Source organism: Agromyces ramosus (assembly GCF_004216665.1).
Lineage (GTDB): Bacteria > Actinomycetota > Actinomycetes > Actinomycetales > Microbacteriaceae > Agromyces > Agromyces ramosus.
In genome coordinates this window covers 221070-245934 of record NZ_SGWY01000004.1, presented here as the reverse complement: position 1 = coordinate 245934, position 24865 = coordinate 221070, and the positions used below count along the sequence as shown (strand labels likewise).

Genomic DNA, 24865 nt, shown 5'->3' with positions numbered 1-24865 from the left:
CCATGGCCACGGTCAAGGCGAGCGCGGCGGTCTCGCACGTCGGGCGGGTCCGCTCGAACAACCAGGACTCCGGCTACGCCGGGCGCAACCTGTTCCTCGTCGCCGACGGCATGGGCGGCCACGCCGGCGGTGACGTGGCGAGTGCCATCGCGACGCGCCGGATCGCGGAGGCCGACGGCGACTACGCGTCGGCGCCCGATGCCGCGGCCGCCCTCGAGGGCGCCCTGATCGCCGCCAACCGCGAGCTCGCCGAGACCGTGGCCGAGCACTCCGAGCTCACCGGCATGGGCACCACGGTGAGCGCCGTGCTGCTCGACGGCGACCGCGTCGTGATCTCGCACATCGGAGACTCGCGCATCTACCTGCTGCGCTCCGGCGAGCTGAGCCAGATCTCCACCGACCACACGTTCGTGCAGCGGCTCGTCGACGCCGGCCGCATCACCGCCGAGGAGGCGATGGTGCACCCGCGGCGCTCGGTGCTCATGCGCGTGCTCGGCGACGTCGAGAGCTCGCCCGAGATCGACTCGATGGTGCTCGACACCCGCGAGGGCGACCGATGGATGCTGTGCTCCGACGGCCTCTCCGGCGTCGTGTCGTTCGACGAACTGCACGAGCTGCTGTCGGCCGACGCGGGCGCCAAGCAGGTGGCCGACCGGCTGGTGAAGGCCTCGCTCGACGGCGGCGCACCCGACAACGTCACCGTGGTGGTCATCGACATCGGGGATCCCCCTGCGCCGGCGACGCCGCCCCTCGTCGTCGGGTCGGCGGCGGCGCCCCTCGCGTTCGGTGCGGCGGAACCGGTGCGCGCCCGAGGCATCCGGCTCGCGCCCTTCCGCGCGCACCCGGTGCAGGAGACGCACTTCGAGCCCGACTCGGCCGACTACTTCGACGAGCTCATCGAGGAGGACGCCCGCCGTCGCCGTCGCCGTCGCCTCGTGTGGAGCCTCTGGATCGTGCTGCTCGTGGCGGCGATCGTCGCCGTGTTCGTGCTCGGCTACCAATGGACCCAGACGCGGTTCTACGTGGGCGAGTCCAACGGCCGCGTGGCGATCTACCAGGGCATCCAGCAGGACCTCGGCCCGATCTCGCTGCACGAGCTGCACACCGAGACGACCATCGACGTCGCGGACCTGCGCACGTACGACCAGCAGCGGGTGGAGCAGACGATCAGCGCCGGCTCGTTCTCGGAGGCCCATCGAATCGTGCAGCGACTGGAGGAGTCCGTTGACTGACCGCGCCGGCCGCACCGCCGAGGCGCCCCGCTCGAGCGGGCCGCCCACCGGCTCCGTGCGCCGCATCCGCCTCCCGCAGAGGCTGCGGAACATGGAGCTCTGGCTGCTCATCGTGGCCTGCATCATCAACGCCGCGGCGATCGTGCTCGTGCAGCTCGGCGCGATGGGGCGCATCGACACGCAGCTCGTGCTGCTCGGGGCCGGCCTCTCCGTCCTCGTGTTCGGGCTGCACATCGCGATGCGCTTCGTCGCGCGCGACGCCGACCCGTTCCTGCTGCCGATCGCGACCGTCCTGAACGGGCTGGGCATCGCGATGATCTACCGCATCGACATCGCCGACGGCGAGAGCGGCTGGGAGAGCGCGTCGGTGCGCCAGATCGTGTGGAGCGCGATCGCCATCGTCGCGGCGATCGTGACGATCCTGGTGATCCGCAACCACCGCGTGCTCTTCCGGTACACGTACCTGTCCGGTCTCGTGGCGATCGTGCTCCTCCTGCTGCCGCTCGTGCCGGGCATCGGGCGCGAGGTCAGCGGGGCGCGCGTCTGGATCGGCATCGGCGACGTCGCGACCTTCCAGCCCGGCGAGATCGCGAAGATCGCGCTCGCGGTCTTCTTCGCGGGATACCTCGTGCGCAACCGCGACTCGCTCTCGATGGTCGGGCGCAAGTTCCTGGGGATGCAGTTCCCCCGTGCACGCGATCTCGGTCCGCTGCTCGTGGTGTGGGCGCTCTCGATGGCGGTCATCGTGTTCCAGCGCGACCTCGGCACCGCCCTCCTGTACTTCGGGCTCTTCCTCGTCATGCTCTACGTCGCGACGAGCCGGTTGTCGTGGGTCGTGCTCGGACTCAGCCTCTTCATCGGCGGCGCGATCGTCGCCAGCCAGACCCTCGACTACGTCGGCAACCGGTTCGCGAACTGGCTCGACCCCTTCAACGCCGAGCGCTTCGACCAGGAGTTCGGCGGCAGCTACCAGCTGGTCCAGGGACTCTTCGGGCTCGGGAACGGCGGCCTCATCGGCACGGGCTGGGGCCAGGGCCGCCCCGACATCACGCCGGTGCCGCAGAGCGACTACATCATCGCGAGCCTCGGCGAGGAGCTCGGCCTCGCCGGCATCTTCGCGATCCTCGCCCTCTACGTGCTGTTCGTCGCCCGCGGGTTCCGCATCGGGTTCGCCGGGCAGGACGACTTCGGCAAGCTCCTCGGCGTCGGACTCTCGTTCGTCATCGCCCTGCAGGTGTTCATCGTCGTGGGCGGCGTCACCCGCGTCATCCCCCTGACGGGCCTCACGACGCCGTTCCTCGCGGCCGGCGGCTCGTCGCTCGTCGCGAACTGGATCATCGTGGCGCTGCTGCTGCGGCTGTCCGATACCGTCCGCAACCATCCGAGGCTGGTGATCGACGGATGAACCGCGAGCTCAAGCGCGTGACCATCGTCGCGCTGCTCATGTTCCTGACCCTGTTCGTCTCGACGACGATCATCCAGTACGTACAGGCGGAGGCGCTCGCGGCCGACCCGCGCAACTCGCGCACCCTGTACGAGAGCTATTCCGTCGAGCGCGGCCCGATCCTCGTCGGAGGCGACCCGATCGCGTACTCGCAGCCCTCGGACGACGACTACAAGTTCCAGCGCGTGTACTCGAACGGCCCGCTCTACGCGCCCGTGACGGGATACATCCCCGTGAACGGCGAGGCCACCGGGCTCGAGCGGTCGCTCAACTCCTACCTCAGCGGGCAGAGTTCCAGCCAGTTCTTCGACCAGCTGAACCGCCTCATCTCCGGCCAGGATCCGATGGGTGCCTCGGTCGAGGTCGCCATCGATCCGGTCGCGCAGCAGGCCGCCTGGGACGCGCTCGGCGACTACACGGGCGCGGTGATCGTCACCGAGCCCTCCACCGGCCGCATCCTCGCGATGGTCACGAAGCCCACGTACGACCCGAACGCCCTGGCCGTGCACGACAGCGCGCAGGTGCAGGCCACCTACGACGGGCTCCTCGCCGACCCGAGCGACCCGCTGTTCAACCGCGCGACGGGCGGCGACATGAACCCGCCCGGCTCGGTGTTCAAGCTCGTGGTCACCGCCGCGGCCCTCGAGTCGGGACGCTACACGCCCGAGTCGACCTTCCCGAACCCGTCGTCGCTCACGCTGCCGGGAACCGACGCGGTGGTGCGCAACTCGGGCGGCGGCACGTGCGGGGGCGGCGGCGAGGTGACGCTCGCCGACGCCCTGCGCCTCTCGTGCAACATCCCGTTCGCCGAGCTCGGCATGGAGCTCGGCGACGCCGCGATCCGCGAGCAGGCGCAGAAGTTCGGGTTCAACAGCGAGTTCGAGATCCCCACCGCGACCGAGCCGAGCGTCTACCCGCGCGTGCTCGACGAGGCGCAGACCGCGCTGACCGCGTTCGGCCAGGGCGACGTGCGCGCCACGCCGATGCAGATGGCGATGGTCTCCGCCGCGATCGCGAACGGCGGCATCGTCATGGACCCCGACCTCGTGGACGCGATCACGGCCCCCGACTTCACCCCGCTGCAGGAGTTCGAGCCCGCGGAATTCGGCCGCGCGATCAGCGAGGAGACGGCGAACACCATGGTGCAGATGATGGTCAACGGCGTCGAGAACGGGGCCGCGAGTAATGCAAGAATAGACGGCGTCAGCGTGGCCGGTAAGACCGGTACCGCAGAGAACGGCGAGAGTGACCCCTACACTCTCTGGTTCACGGGTTTTGCCCCCGCCGACAACCCTCAGTATGCGATCACGGTACTCGTGGAGGATGGCGGGGGACTTGGACAGGAGGGGTACGGCAATCTCATCGCCGCACCCATCGCAAAGCAGGTACTAGAGGCGGTGCTGAACACATGAGACCGAGCGCAGGGCTCACCTTCGGAGGGCGCTACGAGCTGCAGTCCCGGATCGCGATCGGCGGCATGGGCGAGGTGTGGCAGGCCACCGACCTCGTCATCGGTCGCCAGGTCGCCATCAAGATCCTCAAGGACGAGTACCTCGGCGACCCCGGATTCCTCGAGCGGTTCCGCGCAGAGGCCCGCCACGCCGCGCTCGTGAACCACGAGGGCATCGCCAACGTCTTCGACTACGGCGAGGAGGACGGCAGCGCCTACCTCGTGATGGAGCTCGTGCCCGGCGAGGCGCTCTCGACGATCCTCGAACGCGAGCACGTGCTCTCGACCGACAAGGTGCTCGACATCGTCGCGCAGACCGCCGCGGCGCTCCAGGCCGCGCACGCTGCGGGCCTCGTGCACCGCGACATCAAGCCGGGCAACCTGCTCATCACGCCCGACGGGCGGGTGAAGATCACCGACTTCGGCATCGCCCGGATCGCCGACCAGGTACCGCTCACCGCCACCGGCCAGGTGATGGGCACGGTGCAGTACCTGTCGCCCGAGCAGGCGTCGGGTCACCCGGCGTCGCCGACCACCGACATCTACTCGCTCGGCATCGTCGCCTACGAGGCGCTCGCCGGCCGTCGCCCATTCACGGGCGAGTCGCAGGTGGCGATCGCGATGGCGCAGATCAACGAGACGCCGCCCGACCTGCCCGTCACGGTCTCCGAACCGGTGCGCAACCTCGTCTACGCGTGCATCGCGAAGAACCCGGCCGACCGCCCGCAGACCGCGGCGCACCTGGCGCGCGCCGCAACGGCGCTCCGTCGGGGCGACGTGCAGGCGGCCGCCGCCGCCGTGCCCGCCGTGCTCGGTGCCGCCGGCGCTACGGCGGCGACCATGCTGATGCCCTCGCAGGGCGCGACAGCCGCCACCACCGTCCTCCCGGCCGCCGCGGCGGCCGGTGTCGTGTCGAGCGAAACCATCGAGGACGAGCCCGTCGAGAAGAAGCGGAGCCCCTGGACCTGGCCGCTCATCGTGCTCATCGCGATCCTCGCGATCGTGCTCATCGGCACGATCATCGCGCTGACCCTCAACCGGGGTGGCGGCGAGGATCCGGTGACCTCCACGACGGCACGGCCCACGTCCACGAGCGCGCCGCCGACCACGCAGGCGCCTCCCACGAGCGAGGCGCCGCAGACGATCCAGGTCGACCGCAACGCGTACATCGGCATGAACGTCGACGAGGCGGCCGCGCAGATCGAGGCGCTCGGCCTGCCCGTGGTCCGCGAGGAGGGCGGTGCCGCGACCGAGCCCGGACTCGCCGACACGGTCTCCGAGGTGAACCCGAGCGGGCCCGTACAGCCCGGCACCACCATCACCCTCACCTACCTGACCGCGCCCGAGGCGCCGAGCGCGCCGACGAGCGCCCCGACGACGAACACCAATCCGGTCGAACCCGACGTCGGCCAGATCACGGTGAACTGGACCGCCCAGACCTGCCCCGCCGGCCAGACCCTGAGTGGCTACGAGGTGTCGGTCACCGGCGACGCGACGGTCCCGAACAACCCGGTCTTCGGTCCGGGCACCACGAGCGCATCGGTCAACGTCAACAACACGCCCGGCGGCTCGTTCGACGTGACGTTCCGCTACTTCTGCGGCCAGCTCGACTCGCCGTTCTCGCCCGCCCTCACGGTGGACATCGAGCCGTGAGCACGGATCGGAACTGACGAGAACACCGGACGAGTCGAGGACGGAGCTGCAGGGTGAGCGATGAAGGACGCGTGCTCGCGGGACGATACCGCGTGGGTGCGCTCATCGGTCGCGGCGGAATGTCCGACGTGCACGTCGGCAGCGACGCCCGGCTCGGCCGCCAGGTGGCGATCAAGCTCCTGAAGCCGCAGCTCGCCACCGACCCCGCGTTCCGCATGCGGTTCCGGCAGGAGGCCCAGTCGGCCGCGCGGATGGCGCACCCGACGATCGTGCGCGTGTTCGACGCGGGCGAGGAGACCGTCGTGGACTCGGCCGGCCAGGAGGTGCAGCTTCCGTTCATCGTCATGGAGTACGTCGAGGGCCGCCTCCTCAAGGACATCATCCACGACGGTCCGCTCGAGCCCGTGGCGGCCGTGCGCGTCATCGACGGCGTCCTCACCGCGCTCGAGTACTCCCATCGAGCCGGCGTGGTGCACCGCGACATCAAGCCCGGCAACATCATGATCACCACCACGGGCCAGGTGAAGGTCATGGACTTCGGCATCGCGCGCGCCGTGTCGGACTCCGCGACGACGGTCGCGCAGACCACCGCGATCCTCGGCACGGCCTCGTACTTCTCGCCGGAGCAGGCGAAGGGCGAGACCGTCGACGCCCGCACCGACCTCTACTCGACCGGTGTGGTGCTCTTCGAGATGCTCACCGGGCGGCCGCCCTTCCGCGGCGAGACTCCGGTGGCGGTGGCCTACCAGCACGTGAGCGAACGCCCGGTGAAGCCGAGCGTGATCAACCCGAAGGTCTCACCCGCGCTCGACGCAGTGGTGCTGCATGCGCTCACGAAGAATCGCGAGCAGCGATACCAGACGGCGGCCGAGTTCCGCGCCGACGTCGACACCGCGGCATCCGGGCGCGTGCCGGTGCATCGCCAGCCCGACGAGGCGACGATGCTGTTCGGAGCGCCCACCAGTTCGCTCTCGAGCTCCGAGCTGGCCCTGCGCCAGCTCGCCGAGGACGAGACCATGACGCGCACGCAGCGGCGTCCGCCGGCGATCTGGATCTGGTCGGGCATCATCGCCGTCGTCGTGATCGTGATCGCCGTCATGTACTGGGCATTCAACCTGCAGCCCACCGACGACCTGCCGTCCAACGCCCGCGAGATCCCGACCCTCGCCGGCGCCAGCTACGAGGAGGCGGTCCAGCAACTCCAGGAGCTCGGGCTGCCCGCGTCGCGGATCGACGAGTCGAGCGACACCGTCCCCGCCGACCAGGTCATCCGCACCGATCCGCCCGCCGGTGAGATCGTCGACACGGACACCCCGGTCACCGTGTACGTCTCGACCGGACGAGAACCGGTCTCCGTGCCCGACGTGCGCAACAAGACCCTCGAGCAGGCGAAGGCCGACGTGCAGGCGGCCGGCCTCACTCCCGGCACCGAGACGCGCGAGAACTCGCCGTCGGTCCCCGCCGACACGGTACTCGGCACGACGCCCGAGGGCGGCACGTCGGTCGAGGCCGGTTCGGCGATCGACTTCCGCATCTCGAGCGGGCTCGTCACGCTCACCGACCTGACCGGCCAGACGCTGTCGGCGGCGTCGTCCTACCTCTCCGCCGAGAACCTGCGGCTGACGCCGGTACCGAAGCCCGATGCGTCCTGCAAGTCCCAGCCGGGTTCGCCGGTCACGCGGCAATCGCTCGCTCCGGGCGATGTCCCGCAGGGCTCGGAGGTCGAACTGACCTACTGCGCGGGCTGACGCACCAGCTCGGCGCCGTGCCGTCAGCTGACGCGCACCAACGGGTTGAGGTGCACCGCACGCTCGCGCGCCTCGGGCAGGCCGGCGACGGCGAGCCAGTTGCCGAGCATCCGGTATCCGCCCTCGGTGAGTACCGATTCGGGGTGGAACTGCACGCCGAAGATCGGCGCCGACTCGTGTCGAAGGCCCATGATCACGCCGCCCTGCGTTCGGCTGGTCACCACGAGTGCTCGGGGCACGGTGCCGTCGACCACGGCGAGCGAGTGGTAGCGGGTCGCGGTGAACGGCTGCGGCACGCCGTCGTAGAACGCGCTGTCGTCGTGCGTGATGCGCGAGGTCTTGCCGTGCATGAGCTCCTCGGCGTTCGTCACCACCGCGCCGAACGCCTCGGCGATCGCCTGGTGGCCGAGGCACACGCCGAGCAGCGGCTGGCCCGAGCTGAGGGCGGCCTCGACGACGGGAATCGACACCCCGGCATCCGCGGGCTTGCCGGGACCGGGCGAGATGAGCACCGCGTCGAACTCCGCGATGCGCGAGGGCACGTCGGATGCCTCGATGACGTCGTTGCGCACCACCTCGGTCTGCGCACCCAGCTCCTGAAGGTAGCCGTTCAACGTGTAGACGAAGCTGTCGTAGTTGTCGATGACGAGAACGCGGGTCATGTGTCCACCGTGACTTCGATCGGATTGACGATGCCGTCGACCCATGGGAAGACCCACGTGAAGAGGGCGAAGACGGCTGCCGCGAGGAGCAGCAGCAGCAGGATGATCCGCAGCCACACCGGGCCGGGGAGCACACGCCACAGGGCAGCGTACATGTCAGGACTCCCAGGTTGCGACGACGTCGGCGATCTCGGCCGGCGGACCGGCGCTGCCGGGGCGCCACGACTCGAGTACGCCGTACGCGATGATGCGCTCGGCGGTCGAGTACAGCGGGTTGCAGCTCGTGAGCGTGACGATGCGGTCGGTGGGCTGCAGGTCGGGGTGATGCGGCACGGGCGCGAGCACGTCGACGGCCTCGGGCGTGACGTACTCGAAGTCCCGGAAGCGGTAGGTGTACCACCCGTCCTGCGTCTGGATGTAGATCGCGTCGCCCAACTGCAGCTGCTCGATCTCGTGCATGCCGCCGCCGTAGGCGCTGCGGTGCGAGGCGATGGCGAAGTTGCCGACCTCGCCCGGCATCTGGGTGCCGGCGTAGTGACCCACGCCCAGGTAGGTGCTGTTCAGCACGTCGGCCCCGGTGCCCTCGGCGATCCTCCGCTGCGAGCCGTCGCCGAAGCGGGGCACGTACATCACCGCGAACGACTCGCCGTTGGCATGCTCCGAGGCGTCGACCACCGGATCCCCGTAGTCCTCGGTCTCGGTCGGGGGTTCGGGTGCGTCGCCGCGTGCGGAGCGGCCCTCCTCGAGCCATTCCGCGCTGAGATCGGATGCCGCGCTCGACTGCTGCCCGGCCATGATGGCGTCGTTCCACCACAGCTGCCAACCGAGGAAGAGCAGGATCAGCGCGCCCGCGGTCAGCAGCAGTTCGCCGAGCACGCCGACGACGCTCACCCGCGGTCGAGCACGCCCCGACGCCGGCGTCGCGCGACGACGCTCGGGCTGCTCGACGGACATAGGAGCGATTCTATTCCGCGTCCGACAGGCCCGAGTGGGAGTACGCATCCGACTCGGATAGAATCGCCCGCATGGCACGTACGAAATCATCGAAGCCCGCGCGCGCGGAACAGGCGAGCGGCGAAGACGCGCCGAACCCGGTCTGGTTCAAGCCCGTCATGTTCGGCTTCATGCTGATCGGGCTCGCCTGGATCATCGTCTTCTACGTGAGCCAGGGCCGGCTGCCCATCGCCGACCTCGGCTCGTGGAACATCCTCATCGGGTTCGGCATCGCGTTCGTCGGGTTCCTGATGACCACACGCTGGCGCTGAGCCGGCGACGCTTTCGAGCGGGCGGATGCTGCGGCATCCGCCCGCTTCCTGTGTCGTCGCGCGCGCACGACGCCGAGTTCTCCACAGGTTGTACACAGGGTGGATACCCCCGCCGATACGCCGTGTCCCCTGAAATGGCGTCAACTACACCCGTGTAACTCTCCCCAACTGTGGAGAGTGGTGTGGATAACTCCACAGCGGATGCCGCCTCCGCTCGTGATGGGCTCGAACGCGCGGCGAGACCGCCGAGCGAGCCGTCAGGTGATCGGCAGGTGGCCGTCAGGTGATCGGCAGGTAGAAGTACCGCAGGCTCAACAGCAGGAGCACCACCGTCAGCGCGATCAGCAACCACACCTGCAGCGCCTGCTGCGATCGCTTGCGCGTCTCGACGTAGATGAGTCCGACCAACGCTCCCCCGACCAGCCCGCCGAGGTGCGCCTGCCACGCGACGTTGAAGCCGGGCACGAACCCGATCACCAGGTTGATGCCCAGGAGGACGAACAGCTGGGTGGTCTGCCCGCCGAGGCGTCGCTGGATCACGAGGAACGCGCCCATCAGTCCGAAGATCGCGCCGGATGCCCCGACCACCCCCGTGCGCGGATCGCCGAGCCAGAGCACGCCCACCGATCCGGCGAGCCCCGAGACCAGGTAGAGCGTGAGGAATCGCCAGCGCCCGAGGAGCCCCTCCAGCAACTGACCGAAGATCCACAGGGTGTACATGTTGAGCAGCACGTGGAAGATCAGCCCGGTCGAGTGCACGAACACCGACGTGATCATGCGCCACGGCTCGAAGTTGCCCGGCAGCGAGTAGACCCCGGCGTAGAGCAGTCGATCGGTGACCGCGAGACCGGGGATGAGCTGCAGCAGGAAGACGGCGAGGGTGATGCCGATCAGCGCATACGTCACCACGGGAGCGCCGCGACCTGCCGCCGAGCGCGCACGGGTGAGGACCGCGGACTTGGTGCGCGGCGCCGACGCACGCTGCTCGCGCATGCACTCGGGGCAGATCACGCCGACCGGCGCCTGCGTCTGGCACTCGGGGCAGATCGTGCGGCCGCACCGCTGGCAGAGGATGTAGCTCTGACGATCGGGATGCCGGTAGCAGAAGCTCGATCGCTCGGCGTCGCCATCGCCCCCGGCAGGCACAGTGCTCACCGGCGGGTCAGGCCTCTTCGATCGTGATGCTCTCGATCACGACGTCCTCGAGCGGGCGGTCGCGCCCGTCGGTCGGAACCGAGGCGAGCTTCTCGACGACGGCCTGGCTGGCGGCATCCGTGACCTTGCCGAAGATGGTGTGCTTGCCCTGCAGCCACGTGGTGGGGCCGACCGTGATGAAGAACTGCGAGCCGTTGGTGCCGCGGCCTCCCTGGATGCCGGCGTTGGCCATGGCGAGCACGTACGGCTCGGTGAAGTCGAGCTCGGAGTTGATCTCGTCGTCGAACTGGTAGCCCGGGCCGCCGACGCCCTGACCGAGCGGGTCGCCGCCCTGGATCATGAAGCCGGGGATGATGCGATGGAAGATCACGCCGTCGTAGAGCGGGTCGTTCGACTTCTCACCCGTTGCGGGATGCGTCCACTCGATCTCACCGGTCGCGAGGCCGACGAAGTTCTTGACGGTCTTCGGGGCCTGGTGCCCGTAGAGGTCCACCTTGATCGGGCCGTGGTTGGTGTTGAGGGTCGCGACTGCGGTGTGAATCGGCATGCTCCTTATTCTGTCACGGGCGGATTCGTCAACCGGCATGAAGGATTCCGACTCCCACCCCGCTTCCAGCCGTTTCGGTGGCAAGATGGAGTGATTCGCTGCACAACGATGGAGGTCGAGATGAGCCTGTCACGCAAGCGCCGGAAGGAACTCAAGCGGCTGCGCAGCAGTGCGTCAGAACTCTGGGGGAATCAGCAGGACCTGCTCGAGCACGCCAACACGGTTGCGCGAGAGGCGAGCCGCCAGCTCGGCTACCTCACCCGTGAGGAGGTCGTCCCGCGCGTCCGCACCGGCTACGAGGGCTACGTCCGCCCCGGCGTGGAGCAGGCGAAGAGCTTCGTTCGTTCGGCGGGCGACACGGCCGAGCGCACGATCGGGAACGCGCTCGGCTCGGTGCTCGCGATCGGCGACATCGCCAACGACGCACGCGTGCGACGCGCCGTCGAGCGCGTCTCCCCGCGTGCCGCCGCCGTGGTGAAGCAGAAGCAGGGTCCGGGCGTCGGCACCTACCTCGCGATCGGCGCCGGCATCATCGCCGCCGTCGGCGTCGCGTACGCGGTGTGGCAGACGTTCCGCGCCGACGACGAGCTGTGGGTCGCCGACGACGAGCCCGACACGACGGCATCGACCACTCCCTCGGTCTGACGAAGTTCACGAAGGCCCCGCCCATCGAACGGCGGGGCCTTCGTCATGCGCGGAACGACCTCGCGCGCTCAGTGCCAGCACTGATTTCCGACGAATCTGGGAAATCGCCTTGCATTCAGCCTGAGATCCCCGCTAATGTCAACTCTCGGCCCTGGCAAACAGAATCCGGAGAGGAGTTGATACCCATGATGCGCATCTATGACGAGCCGCACACGGGAGTCCTCCTCGCGCCGACGGCCTGCTAGTCCGCTACGACGACGCGCGCGTCAGCGCCTGATCGTCTCTCCGCCCACTCGGGCGTGACCCGCGGCTTCCGCCGCAGCATCCGACGACCTCGATCGTCACGGTCCAATCGACCCACGGATGCCGCACCGGACCCGGTCCGTCGGACACCGCCCCGCCAGTGCGCACTGCCGTGCGCCCGCATCCGCCTCGCACTCGCGTGCCCCCGCGCCGATTCGTCCACGGGCGCACGCTTCCCGGCACCACCGACGAATCACCCGCCGTCCCGGCATCCGCCGGATCGGCTCAACCACCGCACCACCAACCGAAGGAATGATCGTGAACACGACGTCTCTCACCGCAGGTTCGGCTCCACAGGGCCAAGCCACCGAACTGCGTGCCCAGGCACGCCAACTGCACGAGCGGCTCGCCCGCCGCGTCGGCCTCGCGCTGCTCGCGTGGAGCCGACGCCAGGACGAGCGCCGCAGCCACGACGCAGTGCACCTGCGCCGCCGCACCGCGGAGCTCGCGACCCGTGCACACGACGAGCAGTACCGTCTCGTCACCCTCGGCGCCCCGCTGGCCTGATCGCCATGGGTACCTCGATCACCGAGACCCCGCGGCTCCTCCCCGACTCGATGGGGATGCGACCCGCGGGGGCCTCGGCTGCGTACGGCGGCGTCGAGAGCGCACCGGCCGACCAGGTCGCTGCGTTGTCGTCGTCGCCGTCGCGGCACTCGTGCCCGCCGTGCCCGCCGGGCGACGGTCAGGGCGCCGGCGGCGCCACCCCGTCTGCCGGCTCAGCCTCGTTCATGCGCAGGGCGATGTCGAGCAGGCTCACGCGCTTCAGTCGCGGCACCTCCGAGAGCGGGAACCAGCGCGCCTCGTCGCTCGAGCCGCCGATCTCACTGCGCAGCTCGCCGCCGAGTACCGTCGCGCGGTAGACCACGCGCATCGCGTACAGCGGCACCGTCCCCGAATGCCGCTTCGGCGCGGGCACCACCATCGTGTCGATCCCGAGCAGTCGATCCACGGATGCCTCGTAGCCGGTCTCCTCGAAGATCTCGCGCTTCGCCGCGTCGACCGGATGCTCCGACCCCTCGATCCCGCCACCGGGAAGCGTCCATCCGGACCGGCCGTGCTCGTTCCAGTGGGAGAGCAGGATCTGCCCGTCCCGGATGATCACGGCGTACGCGGCGATGCGGATGTCCATCTCGTCACTGTACGACAGTGATGAGCGCTCGACCCCGCCGGGGCGACTGTCGCCCGCCGGGACGCGGTCGCATCGATCAGGGGTCAGGCGGGCTCGTGTCGAACTCGAATGAATCGACGACCGCAGTCGAGGCCGAGAGGTGATCGTCCCACGCGGCGGCCTCAGCCGAGTAGATGACGATCATGACCGTGGCGTGCATCCCGCTCGGGAGGCCGGCCGCGTCGAGGACGATGATCCGGAACTGCTCACCGGGCTCGGCCCCCCACGAGATGAAGCCGGGCGAGTACACCAGCGGCACCAAGGGACCGCCGCCCGAACAGGTCCCCGTCCAGTCCGCGGCGAGGGACACATCGATCTGCTGACCGGAGAGCCCCCCGATCGTCACCGCGACGGGTCCGCTCGTGCTCAGGCCGGGCCGGGTCGCCAGCGCGCCGACGACGTCGCTCGCCGCCGCGCCGACGCCGGGTGCTGCCGCGTCCGCGCAATCCTCGGCTGCGACACCGATGTTCGGAAGCACGTTCAGGAAGGTGACGGGAGGACCGCCGGCCCGGATCCGTTCGCGGTTGTCGGCGGTGTCCGGCGTGAGTGCGAGGAGTCCCTCTGCCGCAGGCTCGGAGAGCCATCCGTCGGGGGCCGTGAAGGTGAGCGGAGGCCAGAAGCTCGGGGCGGATTGCGCACCGGCTGCAAGGGCCGCGTAAGGGGTCCCCTCGAATGCGGGCATCGGCGAGGTCGACTCCTGTCCGCTCGGAACGGCGTTCGGCTCCGACGTCTGGTTGTCATCGGTGCCGGCGCATCCGAGCAGCGTGAGTACGAGAGCCACTGCTGCGGTGGCCAGAGGTGCGTACATCGCGACCTCCCTTCGGTCGAGTCGAACCGGCCGATCACGTCGATCGCCCACGTCGGGGTGAGCTCGGAGGTCACCACTCAACCACCCCAGGCGATCCACCCTCCGTGGGGCAGGACCGGGTGGATGGCCATCTCGACCTCCGCACCGTCCGTGGTCGTCAGCACTCCGAGTGCGGGTTCACTCTGCGGCACTTCACCGGCCGTCGCGCCGACACCGTCGATGGGTCGCGCGGTGGCCCACACGGCAGTCGCCGTTGCGCGGGTCACGACGAAGCATTCCGTTCCACGTGCGGATGCCATGGCCGATGGATCGGGCACGAAGCTCATGCCCGCGTTCCGGTCGGTGAATCGCCGCTCGGTTCCGGCGAGGATCGGCTGCAGTGTCGCGGGGAGACGCGGGACGAGGTCGCCGACGTCGACGAATGGCTCGGCATCACCGCCGTCACCCAATCTGCACATCGCGTAGTGGGTCGGCAGGTACTCGACCGGCATCCGGTCGGACCACGCTCCTGCCGGCACCGAGCCCCAGTCGATGAGGAACGAGAACGGCGTGAGCTCGCCCGAGCGCACGAGTTCGAGGCCCTGCGGGCTGAGGTGCTGCTCGACGATGCCGGGAATGCGGTCGGGATGCCAGAGGAGGCGACCGTCCTCGTACACGTAGACCCATCCCATGTGGATCCGAGACCATCGGGCGACGACGCCGGCCTCGCGCTCGGTGCCGCTGAACCAGGCCGAGCCCGCCGGCCCAGCGGCGACGCGGATCGGATCGGATCCGCCGCCGCCGAACAAGGTCGCGGCCCCGAGTGCCACCGCGACGGCCGAGGCGGCGAGGGCGATCGTGTAGCCGGTGCGCCGACGGCGTCGACGCCGGCGCCGCCGTGCGTCGGAGATCACCCCGTCTTCGACGCTGGGCGGCCCGGCGACCAGGACCGCCTCGTCGTCAGCAGACGGTCGGTCGGGTCGGTCGTCTCGGTCCTGTTCTTCCCACTCGTCGGCCTCGCGGACACGTGGACGGTGGGGGACCAGCATGGTCATCATTGCGTCCTACCACGGGAATGACACTATTATGATTAGCATCATGATCGACGTCAAGCTCGACCGGAACGATCGGACCGACCTGTACGAGCAGGTCGCCGGCGAGATCAGGAGGTCCATCGCCGACGGAGAAGCACAGCCGGGCGAACGACTTCCGCCCGCGAAGGACCTGGCGGCGGTGCTGGGCGTCAACACCAACACCGTGCTTCGAGCCCTTCGCCTCCTGCGCGACGAGGGCCTGCTCGAGTTCCGACGCGGTCGGGGCATCTCCGTGGCAGCGTCTCCTGAGCGCGGCGCCGTGGTGCAACGGTCACGCGAACTCGTCGAGTTCGCGCGTCGCCACGGCTACAGCGCCCAGGAGATCATCGAGATCATCGGCGGCATGGCGTAGCCGCGGTCGACCGAGATCCGCGCCGGCCCCGACGAGCATCACAGCTTCATCACGGCGATCACGGCTTCATCACAGACGGCGCCGGCACCCCGTCCGCCTCGTTAGCATCCCTGCATGCGAGACGAGGTGAACCGATCCATCCTCCTCCAGGCCGTGATCGCGGTCGGAGCCGGCATCGCCCTGTTCTGGCTCGCCTCGCTGCTGCCCGTCATCTGCCCAGCGATGGGAGGCGGCGCCTACTGCGGGCCGGAGCTGCGACGGCAGGCCGCCGCATCGAGCACCCTGCTCGTGGTGGCGGTGGGCATCGCCGCGGTGGCGGCCGCGATGTCGGTGCCGCTGCACCGGCGCCGACGGGCATTCGGATGGGGCACGCTCGTGCTGTGCGCGGTGATCGTGGGCGGCATCGGCTGGATCGTGGTCTCGGCCGGATTCATCGTGATCTGAACTGTGGAGCCTAGGAGATTCGAACTCCTGACATCCTGCTTGCAAAGCAGGCGCTCTACCAACTGAGCTAAGGCCCCCGAGCGGATGCCGCGGGGCATCCGCGTGTGTGGAGTTATCGGAGTGGGGATACGAGGACTTGAACCTCGGACCTCTTCGTTATCAGCGAAGCGCTCTAACCGCCTGAGCTATATCCCCGAATTTCGGCCGAAGGAAAGACTACCGGACGCCCCGGGAATCTCCGAATCGAGCCGATCCCGGCGTCAGTTGTTGGTGAAGCCGACGAGCAGGCCGCCCGTGATCTTGACGCTGAGGTTGTACAGCACCGCCAGGATCGCACCGAGCGCCGTGGTCACGACGAGGTTCAGGAGCGCGGCGACGACCGCGAAGCCCATCACGTTGCCGAGTGAGAGCACCGAGGTGAGGTCGCCGCTCGAGCCCGCGACATCCTGCACGAGCGAGTTGACCTGCTCGAAGATGCCGGTCGAGTTCAGCACCGTGTGGATGAGGAACGTCACCACGATGCTGATGACCGCGAAGCACACCGCCACGAGGAACGAGAGCTTCACCGCCGACCAGAAGTCGATGTAGACGAGGCGCAGGCGCACCTGCTTGGCCGGGGGCCGGCGGTTCGACTTGCGGGCCAGCTTCTCGGCGACGCTACTCATTGACGGTTACTCCTCTCCCGCGGGCTCGGCCGCTTCGGACTCTGCGGCCTCCTCCACGAGATTCCGTTCGGAATTCTTCGCGATGGCGATGATCCGGTCGTCGTCCGCGAACTTCGCGAACACGACGCCCATCGTGTCCCTGCCCTTGGCGGGAACCTCGGCGACGTCAGAGCGTACCACCTTGCCGCTGGCAAGAACCACAAGCACCTCGTCGCCGCTGTTGGCGATGAGCGAGCCTGCGAGGTCGCCGCGGTCCTCGTTGAGCTTGGCCACCTTGATGCCGAGGCCGCCACGTTGCTGCTTGCGGTACTCCTCGACTCGCGTGCGCTTGGCGTATCCACCCTCGGTGACCACGAACACGTAGGTGTCCGACGGGCTGAGCTTCTGTCCGTTGCCCTCGTCGCCCGCCGCCGCCGGCTCGGACGGCGCCTCCTGGGCCGTCTCCGCCTCGGTCTCGATCCCGTTCGAGTGAGCCACGACGGATGCCTCGAGCAGGCTGTCTCCACCGCGGAAGCTCATGCCCTTCACGCCCGACGTCGAGCGGCCCATGGGCCGCAGCGCCTCGTCGGTCGCCTCGAAGCGGAGCGACATGCCCTTCTTCGACACGAGCAGGATCTCGTCGTGCTCGTCGGCGAGCATCGCCGAGACGAGTTCGTCGTCGCCGCGCAGGTTGATGGCGATGATGCCGCGCGATCGGTTGGTGTCGTAGGCGGTGAGGTCGGTCTTCTTCACCAGCCCGTCGCGCGTGGCGAGCACGAGGTACCTCGCCACCTCGTAGTCGCGGATGTCGAGGATCTCGGCGATCTGCTCGTCGGGCTGCATCTCGAGCAGGTTGGCGACGTGCTGGCCCTTCGCGTCGCGGCCGCCCTCCTGGATCTCGTACGCCTTGGCGCGGTAGACGCGACCCTTGTTCGTGAAGAAGAGGAGCCAGTGGTGGGTCGTCGTGACGAAGAAGTGCTCCACCACGTCGTCGGCGCGCAGCTGCGCACCCTTCACGCCCTTGCCGCCGCGGTGCTGCGAGCGATAGTTGTCGCTGCGCGTGCGCTTGACGTAGCCGCCGCGCGTGACGGTGACGACCATCTCCTCCTCGGGGATCAGGTCTTCGACGGACATGTCGCCGTCGAAGCCCGGGAGGATGTGGGTGCGCCGCTCGTCGCCGAACTTCGCGACGATCTCGGCGAGCTCGTCGGAGACGATGGTGCGCTGGCGCTCGGGCGACGCGATGATCGACTGGTAGTCGGCGATGAGCGCGGCGAGCTCCTCCGCCTCGTCGATGATCTTCTGGCGTTCGAGGGCGGCGAGGCGACGCAACTGCAGCTCGAGGATCGCGCGCGCCTGCAGCTCGTCGATGTCGAGGAGCCTGATCAGCCCGTCGCGCGCCTCCTCGACCGTGGGCGAGCGGCGGATGAGCGCGATGACCTCGTCGAGCGCGTCGAGCGCCTTGAGGTAGCCGCGCAGGATGTGCATGCGCGCCTCGGCCTCCCGGAGGAGGAACTGCGTGCGTCGCACGATCACGTCGATCTGGTGGTCGACCCAGTGCGCGATGAAGCCGTCGATCGACAGGGTGCGCGGCACGCCGTCGACGATCGCGAGCATGTTCGCGCCGAAGTTCTCCTGCAGCTGCGTGTGCTTGTAGAGGTTGTTCAGCACCACCTTGGCGACGGCGTCGCGTTTCAGCACGATCACGAGGCGCTGGCCGGTGCGGCCCGAGGTCTCGTCGCGGATGTCGGCGATGCCGCCGATCCGGCCGTCCTTCACGAGGTCGGCGATCTTGATCGCGAGGTTGTCGGGGTTGACCTGGTAGGGCAGCTCGGTGACGACGAGGCAGGTGCGACCCTGGAGTTCCTCGACCGAGACGACCGCGCGCATCGTGATCGATCCGCGGCCGGTGCGGTAGGCGTCGTTGATGCCCTTGACGCCGAGGATCTGGGCGCCGGTCGGGAAGTCGGGCCCCTTGATGCGCTGGATGAGCGCTTCCTGCAACTCCTCGCGCGAGGCATCCGGGTGCTCGAGGTACCACTGGGCGCCGGATGCCACCTCGCGGAGGTTGTGCGGCGGGATGTTGGTCGCCATGCCGACGGCGATGCCGACCGAGCCGTTGACGAGCAGGTTCGGGAAGCGCGCCGGCAGGATCGACGGCTCCTGGGTGTGGCCGTCGTAGTTGTCCTGGAAGTCGACGGTGTCCTTCTCGATGTCGCGCACCATCTCGAGGGCCAGCGGCGCCATCTTCGTCTCGGTGTACCGAGGCGCAGCCGCACCGTCGTTGCCGGGCGAGCCGAAGTTGCCCTGTCCGAGCGCGAGCGGGTAGCGCAGGCTCCACGGCTGCACCAGGCGTACGAGCGCGTCGTAGATCGCGGTGTCGCCGTGCGGGTGGAACTGGCCCATCACGTCGCCCACCACGCGCGCGCACTTCGAGAACGACTTGTCGGGCCGGTAGCCGCCGTCGTACATCGCGTAGATCACGCGGCGGTGCACGGGCTTCAGGCCGTCGCGCACCTCCGGCAGGGCGCGGCCCACGATCACGCTCATCGCGTAGTCGAGGTACGAACGCTGCATCTCGAGCTGCAGGTCGACCTGGTCGATCTTGCCGTGGATGCCGGGACCCTCGGTGTCGTCGGCGCCGGGATTCAGAACATCAGATGTCAAGGAAACGCACGTCCTTCGCGTTCTTCTGGATGAAGTTGCGGCGGCTCTCGACGTCCTCGCCCATCAGGGTCGAGAAGATCTCGTCGGCGGCGGCCGCGTCCTCCATGGTGACCTGCAGCAGCGTGCGGGTCTCGGGATTCATCGTGGTCTCCCACAGCTCCTGGTGGTTCATCTCGCCGAGGCCCTTGTAGCGCTGGATCCCGTTGTCCTTCGGGATGCGCCATCCACGGGCGGTGCCGTCGGCCAGCAGCAGGTCGCGCTCCTTGTCGGAGTACACGAACTGGTGCTCGGCGTTGGTCCACTTGAGGCGGTAGAGCGGCGGCTGAGCCAGGTAGACGTAGCCGAGTTCGATGAGCGGGCGCATGTAACGGAACAGCAGCGTGAGCAGCAGGGTCGTGATGTGCTGGCCGTCGACATCGGCGTCGGCCATGAGCACGATCTTGTGGTACCTGGCCTTCTCCGTGTTGAAGTCCTCGCCGATGCCGGCGCCGAACGCCGTGATCATCGCCTGCACCTCGTTGTTCGCGAGAGCACGGTCGAGGCGCGCCTTCTCGACGTTGAGGATCTTGCCGCGCAGCGGCAGGATCGCCTGCGTCTCGGGGTTGCGTCCCTGAACAGCGGAGCCGCCGGCGGAATCGCCCTCGACGATGAAGATCTCGGAGATCGAGGGATCCTTCGAGGAGCAGTCCTTGAGCTTGCCGGGCATTCCGCCCGACTCGAGGAGGCCCTTGCGACGGGTGGCCTCGCGCGCCTTGCGGGCAGCGATGCGGGCGGTGGCGGCCTGGATGGCCTTGCGGATGATGTCGCGGGCCTGCGTCGGGTTGCGCTCGAACCAGTCGCCGAGCTGGTCGCCGGTGACCTTCTGCACGAACGACTTGGCCTCGGTGTTGCCGAGCTTCGTCTTGGTCTGGCCCTCGAACTGCGGCTCGGAGAGCTTGACCGAGATCACGGCCGTGAGGCCCTCGCGCACGTCGTCGCCGGAGAGGTTGTCGTCCTTCTCCTTAAGGATGCCCTTCTCGCGCGCGTAGCGGTTGATGAGCGTCGTGAGCGCCGCGCGGAATCCCTCCTCATGGGTGCCGCCCTCGTGCGTGTTGATCGTGTTCGCATAGGTGTGCACTGATTCGGTGTACGCCGTCGTCCACTGCATCGCGACCTCGAGCGCGATCTTGCGGTCGGTGTCCTCGGACTCGAACGAGATGATCTCATCGTTCACGAGGTCGGTCTTCTTCGACCGGTTGAGGTACTCGACGTAGTCGACGAGGCCCCGCTCGTACAGGAACGTGTCGGTGCGCGGAGCCGCGGCATCCGTGACGCTCTCGGCCGTGTCGTCGGGATCGATGTCGACGTGCCCGCTGCGGAGGTCGGTGAGGGTGATGCGCAGGCCCTTGTTCAGGAACGCGTACTGCTGGAACCGGGTGCGCAGGGTCTCGTAGTCGAACTCCACGGTCTCGAACACGTCGGGGCTCGGCCAGAAGGTGATCGTCGTTCCGGTGGCGTCGGATGCCCCACCCTCGGCGAGCGGCGCATCGGGCACGCCGACCGTGTACGACTGCGTCCAGACGGAGCCCTGGCGTCGCACCTCGACGTCGAGCCTCGACGAGAGGGCATTGACGACGGATGACCCGACGCCGTGCAGGCCGCCCGAGACCGCGTATCCCCCGCCGCCGAACTTGCCGCCGGCGTGCAGCACGGTGAGCACCACCTCGACGGTGGATCGACCCTCGGCCTTGTGGATGTCGACCGGGATCCCCCGGCCGTCGTCGATGACGCGCACACCGCCGTCGGGGAGGATCGTGACGTCGATGGTCGTCGCGTACCCTGCGAGCGCCTCGTCGACGGAGTTGTCCACGATCTCGTAGACGAGGTGATGGAGCCCGCGGGGCCCGGTCGAGCCGATGTACATGCCCGGTCGCTTCCGAACCGCTTCGAGGCCCTCGAGAACCTGGATGTCATCAGCGCCGTATGCCGGCTTCTGCTGGGCCTTCGTGGGTTCGGCTGTCATGTGTGAATCGGGCTCCTGACCGTCATTCTGGCGACCCTTCATCCTATCAAACGGAGGGTCGACCTCGGCCCGGAAGCGCCGATCTGAGGCGATGACACAGGGGGAGTGACCGAATTTGCCGTCTCAGCCGTAGGTATCGCGCGGACCACGCCCTGGAACCGATCTGGGACCCCTTTTCCAGGTGGGGGCATCCGGCCCTTGGAAGCGGATTGTCTCGACCCCGGCGCCCGGGTACCGATCGAGGATGCGCGTGACGAGTTCGGTGCGCATCAGGCGGAGCTGCGTCGCCCACGCGGTGGACTCGCAACGCACCTGCAGCACCCCGTTCTCGATCGCGATCGGCTCGGAGTGCTTCGCGGTCTCATCGCCGGCCACGTCGGCCCACGACGCGAGCATCTCGTGCTGCGCCATCGGGGCGGCCCATCCGAGCTGCGTGGTGAGTCCGTCGATCGCGTCACCGAGCGGCTTCGGGTCGCGTCCGGGCGTGAACGGCTCGCTGCCCGTGACCTCGCGCGTGCGGCTGCGGGCTCGGCCCGGCCGCGGCCTGGTGTCGCCGAAGATCTCGCGGAAGTGCCGGTAGACGCGCGCCGCCTCGGACCGTGCGGGGTCAGACATCCGTGGTCGCCCCCTCCTCCTCGACGATGCGGCCGGCGTCGATGTGCACGATGCGGGCCGTCAACGGCTCGGGGACATCCTCGAGCACGGCCGCGGTCACGAGCACCTGCTCGAACCCGCCGATCGCGGCGGCGAGGCGTTCGCGGCGAAGCCGGTCGAGCTCGGCGAACACGTCGTCGAGCACCAGCACGGGGTCACCGGTGGTGGAGTCGCGGCGCAGCAGTTCGGCGGAGGCCAGGCGCAGCGCGAGGGCGAACGACCACGATTCGCCGTGGCTCGCGTACCCCTTGGCGGGCAGGCCGTTGAGGAGCAGCACCACGTCGTCGCGGTGCGGGCCGACCAGCGTGATGCCGCGCTCGAGCTCCTTCGGACGCAGCACGCGGAGCGCCTCGGTGAAGCGGCGGCGGGTGTCGGCGGCGGCGACCGCGGGGTCGGCCGGCGTCGCGGCATCCGCGAGCCCCTCGTCGTCGGGATCGGCGCCGTCGATCGAGAGGGACGGTCGGAGCTCGGGTGCGTGGTCGGCGTCGACGATCGACCGATAGGCATCGGCGACCGGCGTCGCGAGCTCGGCGACGAGGGCCACCCGCTGGTCGATGAGCTCGGAGCCGAGCTCGATGAGCCGCTCGTCCCAGATGTCGAGCGTGGGGAGCTTGTCGGCGGCGAGCCCGCGGGCCCGGGCGCTCTTCAGCAGCGAGTTGCGCTGCCTGAGCACCCGGTCGTAGTCGGCCATCACGCCCGCGAGCCGGGGGGTGCGCTGCACGAGCAGCTCGTCGAGCATGCGACGACGCACCGATGGCTCCCCGCGCACGATCGCCAGGTCTTCGGGCGCGAACAGCACGCTGTGCGCGTAGCGCGGCAGCTCCCGGGTCTTCACCGGTGATCGGTTGAGCTGGGCCCGATTGGCGCCCTGCCGGTTGAGCTGCAGCTCGACGAGCAGTTCGCGGTCGCCGTGCGTGAGGAGGGCCCGCACGATCGCGGCATCCGCCCCGGCCCGGATCAACGCCTGGTCGCCGGAGACCCGGTGCGAACCGAGCGTCGAGAGGTAGCCGATCGACTCGACGAGGTTGGTCTTGCCCTGGCCGTTGCGGCCGACGAACACGGTGGCGCCAGGGCCCAGGTCGAGTTCGGCACGCTCGTAGTTGCGGTAGTCGGTGAGGGAGAGGCGGGCGACGTGCACGCTGGGCTCCCTTCGAATCCGAACGGATCAACGCTACCCCGCGCCACCGACGGCCTCGCGGGTCCGATCCCCACGCCGGCTCGGACGGTCGGCGGACTCAGCGCAGCAGGAGGTTCGGCTGCAGCAGGTAGCGGTAGGTGTCGGCACCGGCCTGCTCGCGCGAGGACTGGCTGGTGATGAGCACCGGGCCCGGCTTGTTGGGATTCTCGGTCTTCGTGAACGAGATGCGCACGAACTCCGAGTGCACGGCGCCGAGGCCGTCGAGCAGGAACTGCGGCTTGAGCGACACGACGGTGTCGTCGCCGGTGAGGATCGCGTCGATCGTCTCGGAGGCCTGGGCCTGCTCGCTGCCGATCGCCTCGAGGGTGAGGCCGTCGGCCGTGAAGGTGTAGCGCAGGGCGGCCTCCCGCTCGAGCACGAGCGCGACGCGGCGTGTGGCCTCGATGAGGTCGGCGGTGTTCATGACCGCGTGATTGTCGACGGTGTCGGGGAACAGCCGGCGCACCGGGGGGAAGTTGCCCTTGATGAGCAGCGAGGTCACGGTCTTCTTCTCGGCGCTGAACGCGATGAGCTCTCGGTCGTCGCGGCTCGTGATCGCGACCGAGATGGTGCCCGAGTGACCGAACGTCTTGCCGACCTCCTGCAGGGTGCGGGCCGGGACGAGCGCGGTGACCGACTGCTCGCTCGCGACCCCGCCGCCGTCCCACTCGATCTCGCGCACGGCGACGCGATAGCGATCGGTGGCGACCAGGCTGAGGTTGTTCTCGCGCACCTCGAGCTGCACGCCCGTGATGACCGGCGTGACATCGTCGCGCGACGCGGCGACGGCCACCTGGGCGACGGCGGTGGCGAACTCCTCGGCGGGCACGACGCCCGACTCGGCGCCGATCTCGGGAATGGACGGGTATTCCTCGACCGGCATCGACAGGAGCGTGAAGCTGGCGGAGCCGCAGCTAACGGAGATGCGCGACTCCTCGGTCGCGACGCGCACGGGTGCGTTCGGAAGGCGGCCGGCGATCTCGGCGAGGAGTCGTCCGGAGACGAGCACGGTGCCGGGCTCCTCGACGTCGGCCTGGATCTCGGTCTGCGAGGACACCTCGTAGTCGAACGAGGAGAGTACGAGGCCGTCGTCGTTCGCCTGGATCAGCACCCCCGACAGGATCGGCAGGGTGGTGCGCTGCGGGAGGAGCTTGACGGCGAAGGAGACGGCCTCACTGAAGACGTCGCGATTGACCTGGAACTTCACGGTTCTCCCTCGTGGATGTCGCTTGGGTGGCTCCCATGCTATCGGCAGTGCTCCGGCGGGTGATGGGACATTCCGAGGCGGATGGTCGGCGGGTCGAAGGTGCCGCCGGTCGCGACCCACAGCGTGGCGGAGTCGGACGAGCGGTCGGAACGGCGAAGCCGAGGCCCGCGACTCGACCCCCGACTCGAATGTTGTCGGGTCCCCGGTTAACCAGTTCTCTCTTAACGGTGTTAACCGTTGTGGAAACTGTGGATGGTGTTCAGGGATCCGCGGAACGACGCCCGAGTCGGCCCATCCGATCTGTGCACAGTGTGTGCATTCAGGTACGGATGCCGCGTGCCGGCGACGTGGGCGGCACCGCGTTATGCACAGGCTCCGGCCCCGTCTCAACAGGCTCAGCGGGGTTGCTCGTTAACAATCCACAACTTTTCCACAGTTGTGGGAATCGCCTCCTGAGCGGGCGGACGAGGCGCCGGATGTCATGCCGGAGGCGTGTGCCGGGTCGGCGGACGTCACGAGGTCGGGGAAGGACTCGGTGGTCGGGCCGGCGCCGGCCGGCGGC

General features: G+C 68.9%; 24 protein-coding genes and 2 tRNA genes. 10 read left to right on the top strand and 16 right to left on the bottom strand.

The window, feature by feature from the left end; genetic code table 11:
• Positions 1 to 2 precede the first annotated feature (2 nt).
• The 5 genes from EV187_RS17390 to pknB are packed head-to-tail and all read left to right on the top strand — an operon-like array spanning position 3 to position 7527.
• Complete coding sequence (locus EV187_RS17390; protein WP_130354333.1) at positions 3 to 1232, top strand: PP2C family protein-serine/threonine phosphatase; 1230 nt, start codon at positions 3 to 5, stop codon at positions 1230 to 1232.
• Complete coding sequence (locus EV187_RS17385) at positions 1225 to 2637, top strand: FtsW/RodA/SpoVE family cell cycle protein (RefSeq protein ID WP_242609686.1); 1413 nt, start codon at positions 1225 to 1227, stop codon at positions 2635 to 2637. Before EV187_RS17390 ends, EV187_RS17385 begins: the two co-directional genes overlap by 8 nt.
• On the top strand, positions 2634 to 4088 hold the full coding sequence (locus EV187_RS17380) for a peptidoglycan D,D-transpeptidase FtsI family protein (protein WP_130354332.1): 1455 nt from the start codon (positions 2634 to 2636) through the stop codon (positions 4086 to 4088). The genes EV187_RS17385 and EV187_RS17380 overlap by 4 nt, the downstream gene beginning before the upstream one ends.
• Complete coding sequence (locus EV187_RS17375) at positions 4085 to 5779, top strand: protein kinase domain-containing protein (RefSeq protein ID WP_130354331.1); 1695 nt, start codon at positions 4085 to 4087, stop codon at positions 5777 to 5779. The genes EV187_RS17380 and EV187_RS17375 overlap by 4 nt, the downstream gene beginning before the upstream one ends.
• Before the next feature lie 53 nt (positions 5780 to 5832).
• Complete coding sequence (gene pknB, locus EV187_RS17370; protein WP_130354330.1) at positions 5833 to 7527, top strand: Stk1 family PASTA domain-containing Ser/Thr kinase; 1695 nt, start codon at positions 5833 to 5835, stop codon at positions 7525 to 7527.
• Between the two features lie 23 nt (positions 7528 to 7550).
• Here pknB and EV187_RS17365 read toward each other — a convergent pair whose 3' ends face one another.
• Genes EV187_RS17365 through EV187_RS17360 form a run of 3 tightly spaced genes read right to left on the bottom strand, consistent with a single transcriptional unit; the run spans position 7551 to position 9143 of the window.
• Positions 7551 to 8189, bottom strand: a complete 639-nt coding sequence (locus EV187_RS17365) for an anthranilate synthase component II (RefSeq protein ID WP_130354329.1) — start codon at positions 8187 to 8189, stop codon at positions 7551 to 7553.
• A complete protein-coding gene (locus EV187_RS18460; protein WP_165391259.1) occupies positions 8186 to 8344 on the bottom strand; it encodes a hypothetical protein in 159 nt (52 codons plus the stop codon). The genes EV187_RS17365 and EV187_RS18460 overlap by 4 nt, the downstream gene beginning before the upstream one ends.
• A gap of 1 nt (position 8345) precedes the next feature.
• Positions 8346 to 9143 (bottom strand): class E sortase, encoded by a 798-nt coding sequence (locus tag EV187_RS17360; protein ID WP_130354328.1) that lies wholly within the window; start codon positions 9141 to 9143, stop codon positions 8346 to 8348.
• Between the two features lie 71 nt (positions 9144 to 9214).
• Here EV187_RS17360 and EV187_RS17355 point away from each other — a divergent pair, with 71 nt between their 5' ends.
• Positions 9215 to 9454 (top strand): cell division protein CrgA, encoded by a 240-nt coding sequence (locus EV187_RS17355; protein WP_130354327.1) that lies wholly within the window; start codon positions 9215 to 9217, stop codon positions 9452 to 9454.
• A 279-nt stretch (positions 9455 to 9733) separates the two neighbouring features.
• Here the strand turns inward: EV187_RS17355 and EV187_RS17350 are convergent, their stop codons facing one another.
• Both EV187_RS17350 and EV187_RS17345 read right to left on the bottom strand, forming a co-directional pair.
• Positions 9734 to 10609, bottom strand: a complete 876-nt coding sequence (locus EV187_RS17350; RefSeq protein WP_242609685.1) for a rhomboid family intramembrane serine protease — start codon at positions 10607 to 10609, stop codon at positions 9734 to 9736.
• Between the two features lie 7 nt (positions 10610 to 10616).
• The gene (locus EV187_RS17345) at positions 10617 to 11156 is read right to left on the bottom strand and encodes a peptidylprolyl isomerase (RefSeq protein ID WP_130354326.1); all 540 of its coding nucleotides are present in this window, start codon (positions 11154 to 11156) and stop codon (positions 10617 to 10619) included.
• A gap of 120 nt (positions 11157 to 11276) precedes the next feature.
• Here EV187_RS17345 and EV187_RS17340 point away from each other — a divergent pair, with 120 nt between their 5' ends.
• Both EV187_RS17340 and EV187_RS17335 read left to right on the top strand, forming a co-directional pair.
• Positions 11277 to 11801 (top strand): hypothetical protein, encoded by a 525-nt coding sequence (locus EV187_RS17340; RefSeq protein ID WP_130354325.1) that lies wholly within the window; start codon positions 11277 to 11279, stop codon positions 11799 to 11801.
• Positions 11802 to 12362: 561 nt separating this feature from the next.
• On the top strand, positions 12363 to 12611 hold the full coding sequence (locus EV187_RS17335; RefSeq protein WP_130354324.1) for a hypothetical protein: 249 nt from the start codon (positions 12363 to 12365) through the stop codon (positions 12609 to 12611).
• Between the two features lie 178 nt (positions 12612 to 12789).
• Here EV187_RS17335 and EV187_RS17330 read toward each other — a convergent pair whose 3' ends face one another.
• The 3 genes from EV187_RS17330 to EV187_RS17320 all read right to left on the bottom strand — a co-directional run bounded on the left by EV187_RS17330 (position 12790) and on the right by EV187_RS17320 (position 15117).
• Positions 12790 to 13236, bottom strand: a complete 447-nt coding sequence (locus tag EV187_RS17330) for an NUDIX hydrolase (RefSeq protein WP_130354323.1) — start codon at positions 13234 to 13236, stop codon at positions 12790 to 12792.
• Between the two features lie 76 nt (positions 13237 to 13312).
• The gene (locus EV187_RS17325; RefSeq protein WP_130354322.1) at positions 13313 to 14083 is read right to left on the bottom strand and encodes a hypothetical protein; all 771 of its coding nucleotides are present in this window, start codon (positions 14081 to 14083) and stop codon (positions 13313 to 13315) included.
• A gap of 77 nt (positions 14084 to 14160) precedes the next feature.
• Positions 14161 to 15117 carry a hypothetical protein gene (locus EV187_RS17320; RefSeq protein WP_130354321.1) on the bottom strand — a complete coding sequence of 319 codons (957 nt, stop codon included), beginning with the start codon at positions 15115 to 15117 and terminating at the stop codon, positions 14161 to 14163.
• 43 nt (positions 15118 to 15160) lie between these two features.
• Here EV187_RS17320 and EV187_RS17315 point away from each other — a divergent pair, with 43 nt between their 5' ends.
• Together EV187_RS17315 and EV187_RS17310 are read left to right on the top strand one after the other, a co-directional pair.
• A complete protein-coding gene (locus EV187_RS17315; protein ID WP_130354320.1) occupies positions 15161 to 15508 on the top strand; it encodes a GntR family transcriptional regulator in 348 nt (115 codons plus the stop codon).
• Positions 15509 to 15622: 114 nt separating this feature from the next.
• Positions 15623 to 15952, top strand: coding sequence for a hypothetical protein (locus tag EV187_RS17310; protein WP_130354319.1), 330 nt, complete (start codon positions 15623 to 15625; stop codon positions 15950 to 15952).
• Positions 15953 to 15956: 4 nt separating this feature from the next.
• Here the strand turns inward: EV187_RS17310 and EV187_RS17305 are convergent.
• The 8 genes from EV187_RS17305 to dnaN all read right to left on the bottom strand — a co-directional run bounded on the left by EV187_RS17305 (position 15957) and on the right by dnaN (position 24303).
• Positions 15957 to 16029 (bottom strand) — tRNA-Ala (locus EV187_RS17305).
• Between the two features lie 44 nt (positions 16030 to 16073).
• Positions 16074 to 16147, bottom strand: a tRNA-Ile gene (locus EV187_RS17300).
• Between the two features lie 65 nt (positions 16148 to 16212).
• Complete coding sequence (locus EV187_RS17295; RefSeq protein WP_130354318.1) at positions 16213 to 16617, bottom strand: DUF3566 domain-containing protein; 405 nt, start codon at positions 16615 to 16617, stop codon at positions 16213 to 16215.
• Positions 16618 to 16623: 6 nt separating this feature from the next.
• A complete protein-coding gene (gene gyrA, locus EV187_RS17290) occupies positions 16624 to 19173 on the bottom strand; it encodes a DNA gyrase subunit A (protein ID WP_242609699.1) in 2550 nt (849 codons plus the stop codon).
• 79 nt (positions 19174 to 19252) lie between these two features.
• Positions 19253 to 21265, bottom strand: coding sequence for a DNA topoisomerase (ATP-hydrolyzing) subunit B (gyrB, locus tag EV187_RS17285; RefSeq protein ID WP_130354316.1), 2013 nt, complete (start codon positions 21263 to 21265; stop codon positions 19253 to 19255).
• Between the two features lie 123 nt (positions 21266 to 21388).
• Positions 21389 to 21880, bottom strand: coding sequence for a DciA family protein (locus tag EV187_RS17280; protein WP_130354315.1), 492 nt, complete (start codon positions 21878 to 21880; stop codon positions 21389 to 21391).
• Positions 21873 to 23057, bottom strand: a complete 1185-nt coding sequence (recF, locus tag EV187_RS17275) for a DNA replication/repair protein RecF (protein WP_130354314.1) — start codon at positions 23055 to 23057, stop codon at positions 21873 to 21875. The genes EV187_RS17280 and recF overlap by 8 nt, the downstream gene beginning before the upstream one ends.
• Positions 23058 to 23154: 97 nt before the next feature.
• Positions 23155 to 24303: a DNA polymerase III subunit beta gene (gene dnaN / locus EV187_RS17270; RefSeq protein WP_130354313.1), complete on the bottom strand. Its 1149-nt coding sequence runs from the start codon at positions 24301 to 24303 to the stop codon at positions 23155 to 23157.
• Positions 24304 to 24865: the final 562 nt, after the last annotated feature.

Bases quoted from the DNA above. Each gene is read 5' to 3' on its own strand.
- EV187_RS17280 (WP_130354315.1), bottom strand. From the start codon at position 21,880: ATGTCTGACCCCGCACGGTCCGAGGCGGCGCGCGTCTACCGGCACTTC.
- EV187_RS17330 (WP_130354323.1), bottom strand. From the start codon at position 13,236: ATGGACATCCGCATCGCCGCGTACGCCGTGATCATCCGGGACGGGCAG.
- EV187_RS17380 (WP_130354332.1), top strand. From the start codon at position 2,634: ATGAACCGCGAGCTCAAGCGCGTGACCATCGTCGCGCTGCTCATGTTC.
- EV187_RS18460 (WP_165391259.1), bottom strand. From the start codon at position 8,344: ATGTACGCTGCCCTGTGGCGTGTGCTCCCCGGCCCGGTGTGGCTGCGG.
- EV187_RS17345 (WP_130354326.1), bottom strand. From the start codon at position 11,156: ATGCCGATTCACACCGCAGTCGCGACCCTCAACACCAACCACGGCCCG.
- EV187_RS17355 (WP_130354327.1), top strand. From the start codon at position 9,215: ATGGCACGTACGAAATCATCGAAGCCCGCGCGCGCGGAACAGGCGAGC.
- EV187_RS17315 (WP_130354320.1), top strand. From the start codon at position 15,161: ATGATCGACGTCAAGCTCGACCGGAACGATCGGACCGACCTGTACGAG.
- EV187_RS17320 (WP_130354321.1), bottom strand. From the start codon at position 15,117: ATGACCATGCTGGTCCCCCACCGTCCACGTGTCCGCGAGGCCGACGAG.
- EV187_RS17310 (WP_130354319.1), top strand. From the start codon at position 15,623: ATGCGAGACGAGGTGAACCGATCCATCCTCCTCCAGGCCGTGATCGCG.
- gyrA (WP_242609699.1), bottom strand. From the start codon at position 19,173: ATGCAGCGTTCGTACCTCGACTACGCGATGAGCGTGATCGTGGGCCGC.
- gyrB (WP_130354316.1), bottom strand. From the start codon at position 21,265: ATGACAGCCGAACCCACGAAGGCCCAGCAGAAGCCGGCATACGGCGCT.
- EV187_RS17295 (WP_130354318.1), bottom strand. From the start codon at position 16,617: ATGAGTAGCGTCGCCGAGAAGCTGGCCCGCAAGTCGAACCGCCGGCCC.
- EV187_RS17390 (WP_130354333.1), top strand. From the start codon at position 3: ATGGCCACGGTCAAGGCGAGCGCGGCGGTCTCGCACGTCGGGCGGGTC.
- EV187_RS17365 (WP_130354329.1), bottom strand. From the start codon at position 8,189: ATGACCCGCGTTCTCGTCATCGACAACTACGACAGCTTCGTCTACACG.
- EV187_RS17375 (WP_130354331.1), top strand. From the start codon at position 4,085: ATGAGACCGAGCGCAGGGCTCACCTTCGGAGGGCGCTACGAGCTGCAG.
- EV187_RS17325 (WP_130354322.1), bottom strand. From the start codon at position 14,083: ATGTACGCACCTCTGGCCACCGCAGCAGTGGCTCTCGTACTCACGCTG.
- EV187_RS17360 (WP_130354328.1), bottom strand. From the start codon at position 9,143: ATGTCCGTCGAGCAGCCCGAGCGTCGTCGCGCGACGCCGGCGTCGGGG.
- EV187_RS17340 (WP_130354325.1), top strand. From the start codon at position 11,277: ATGAGCCTGTCACGCAAGCGCCGGAAGGAACTCAAGCGGCTGCGCAGC.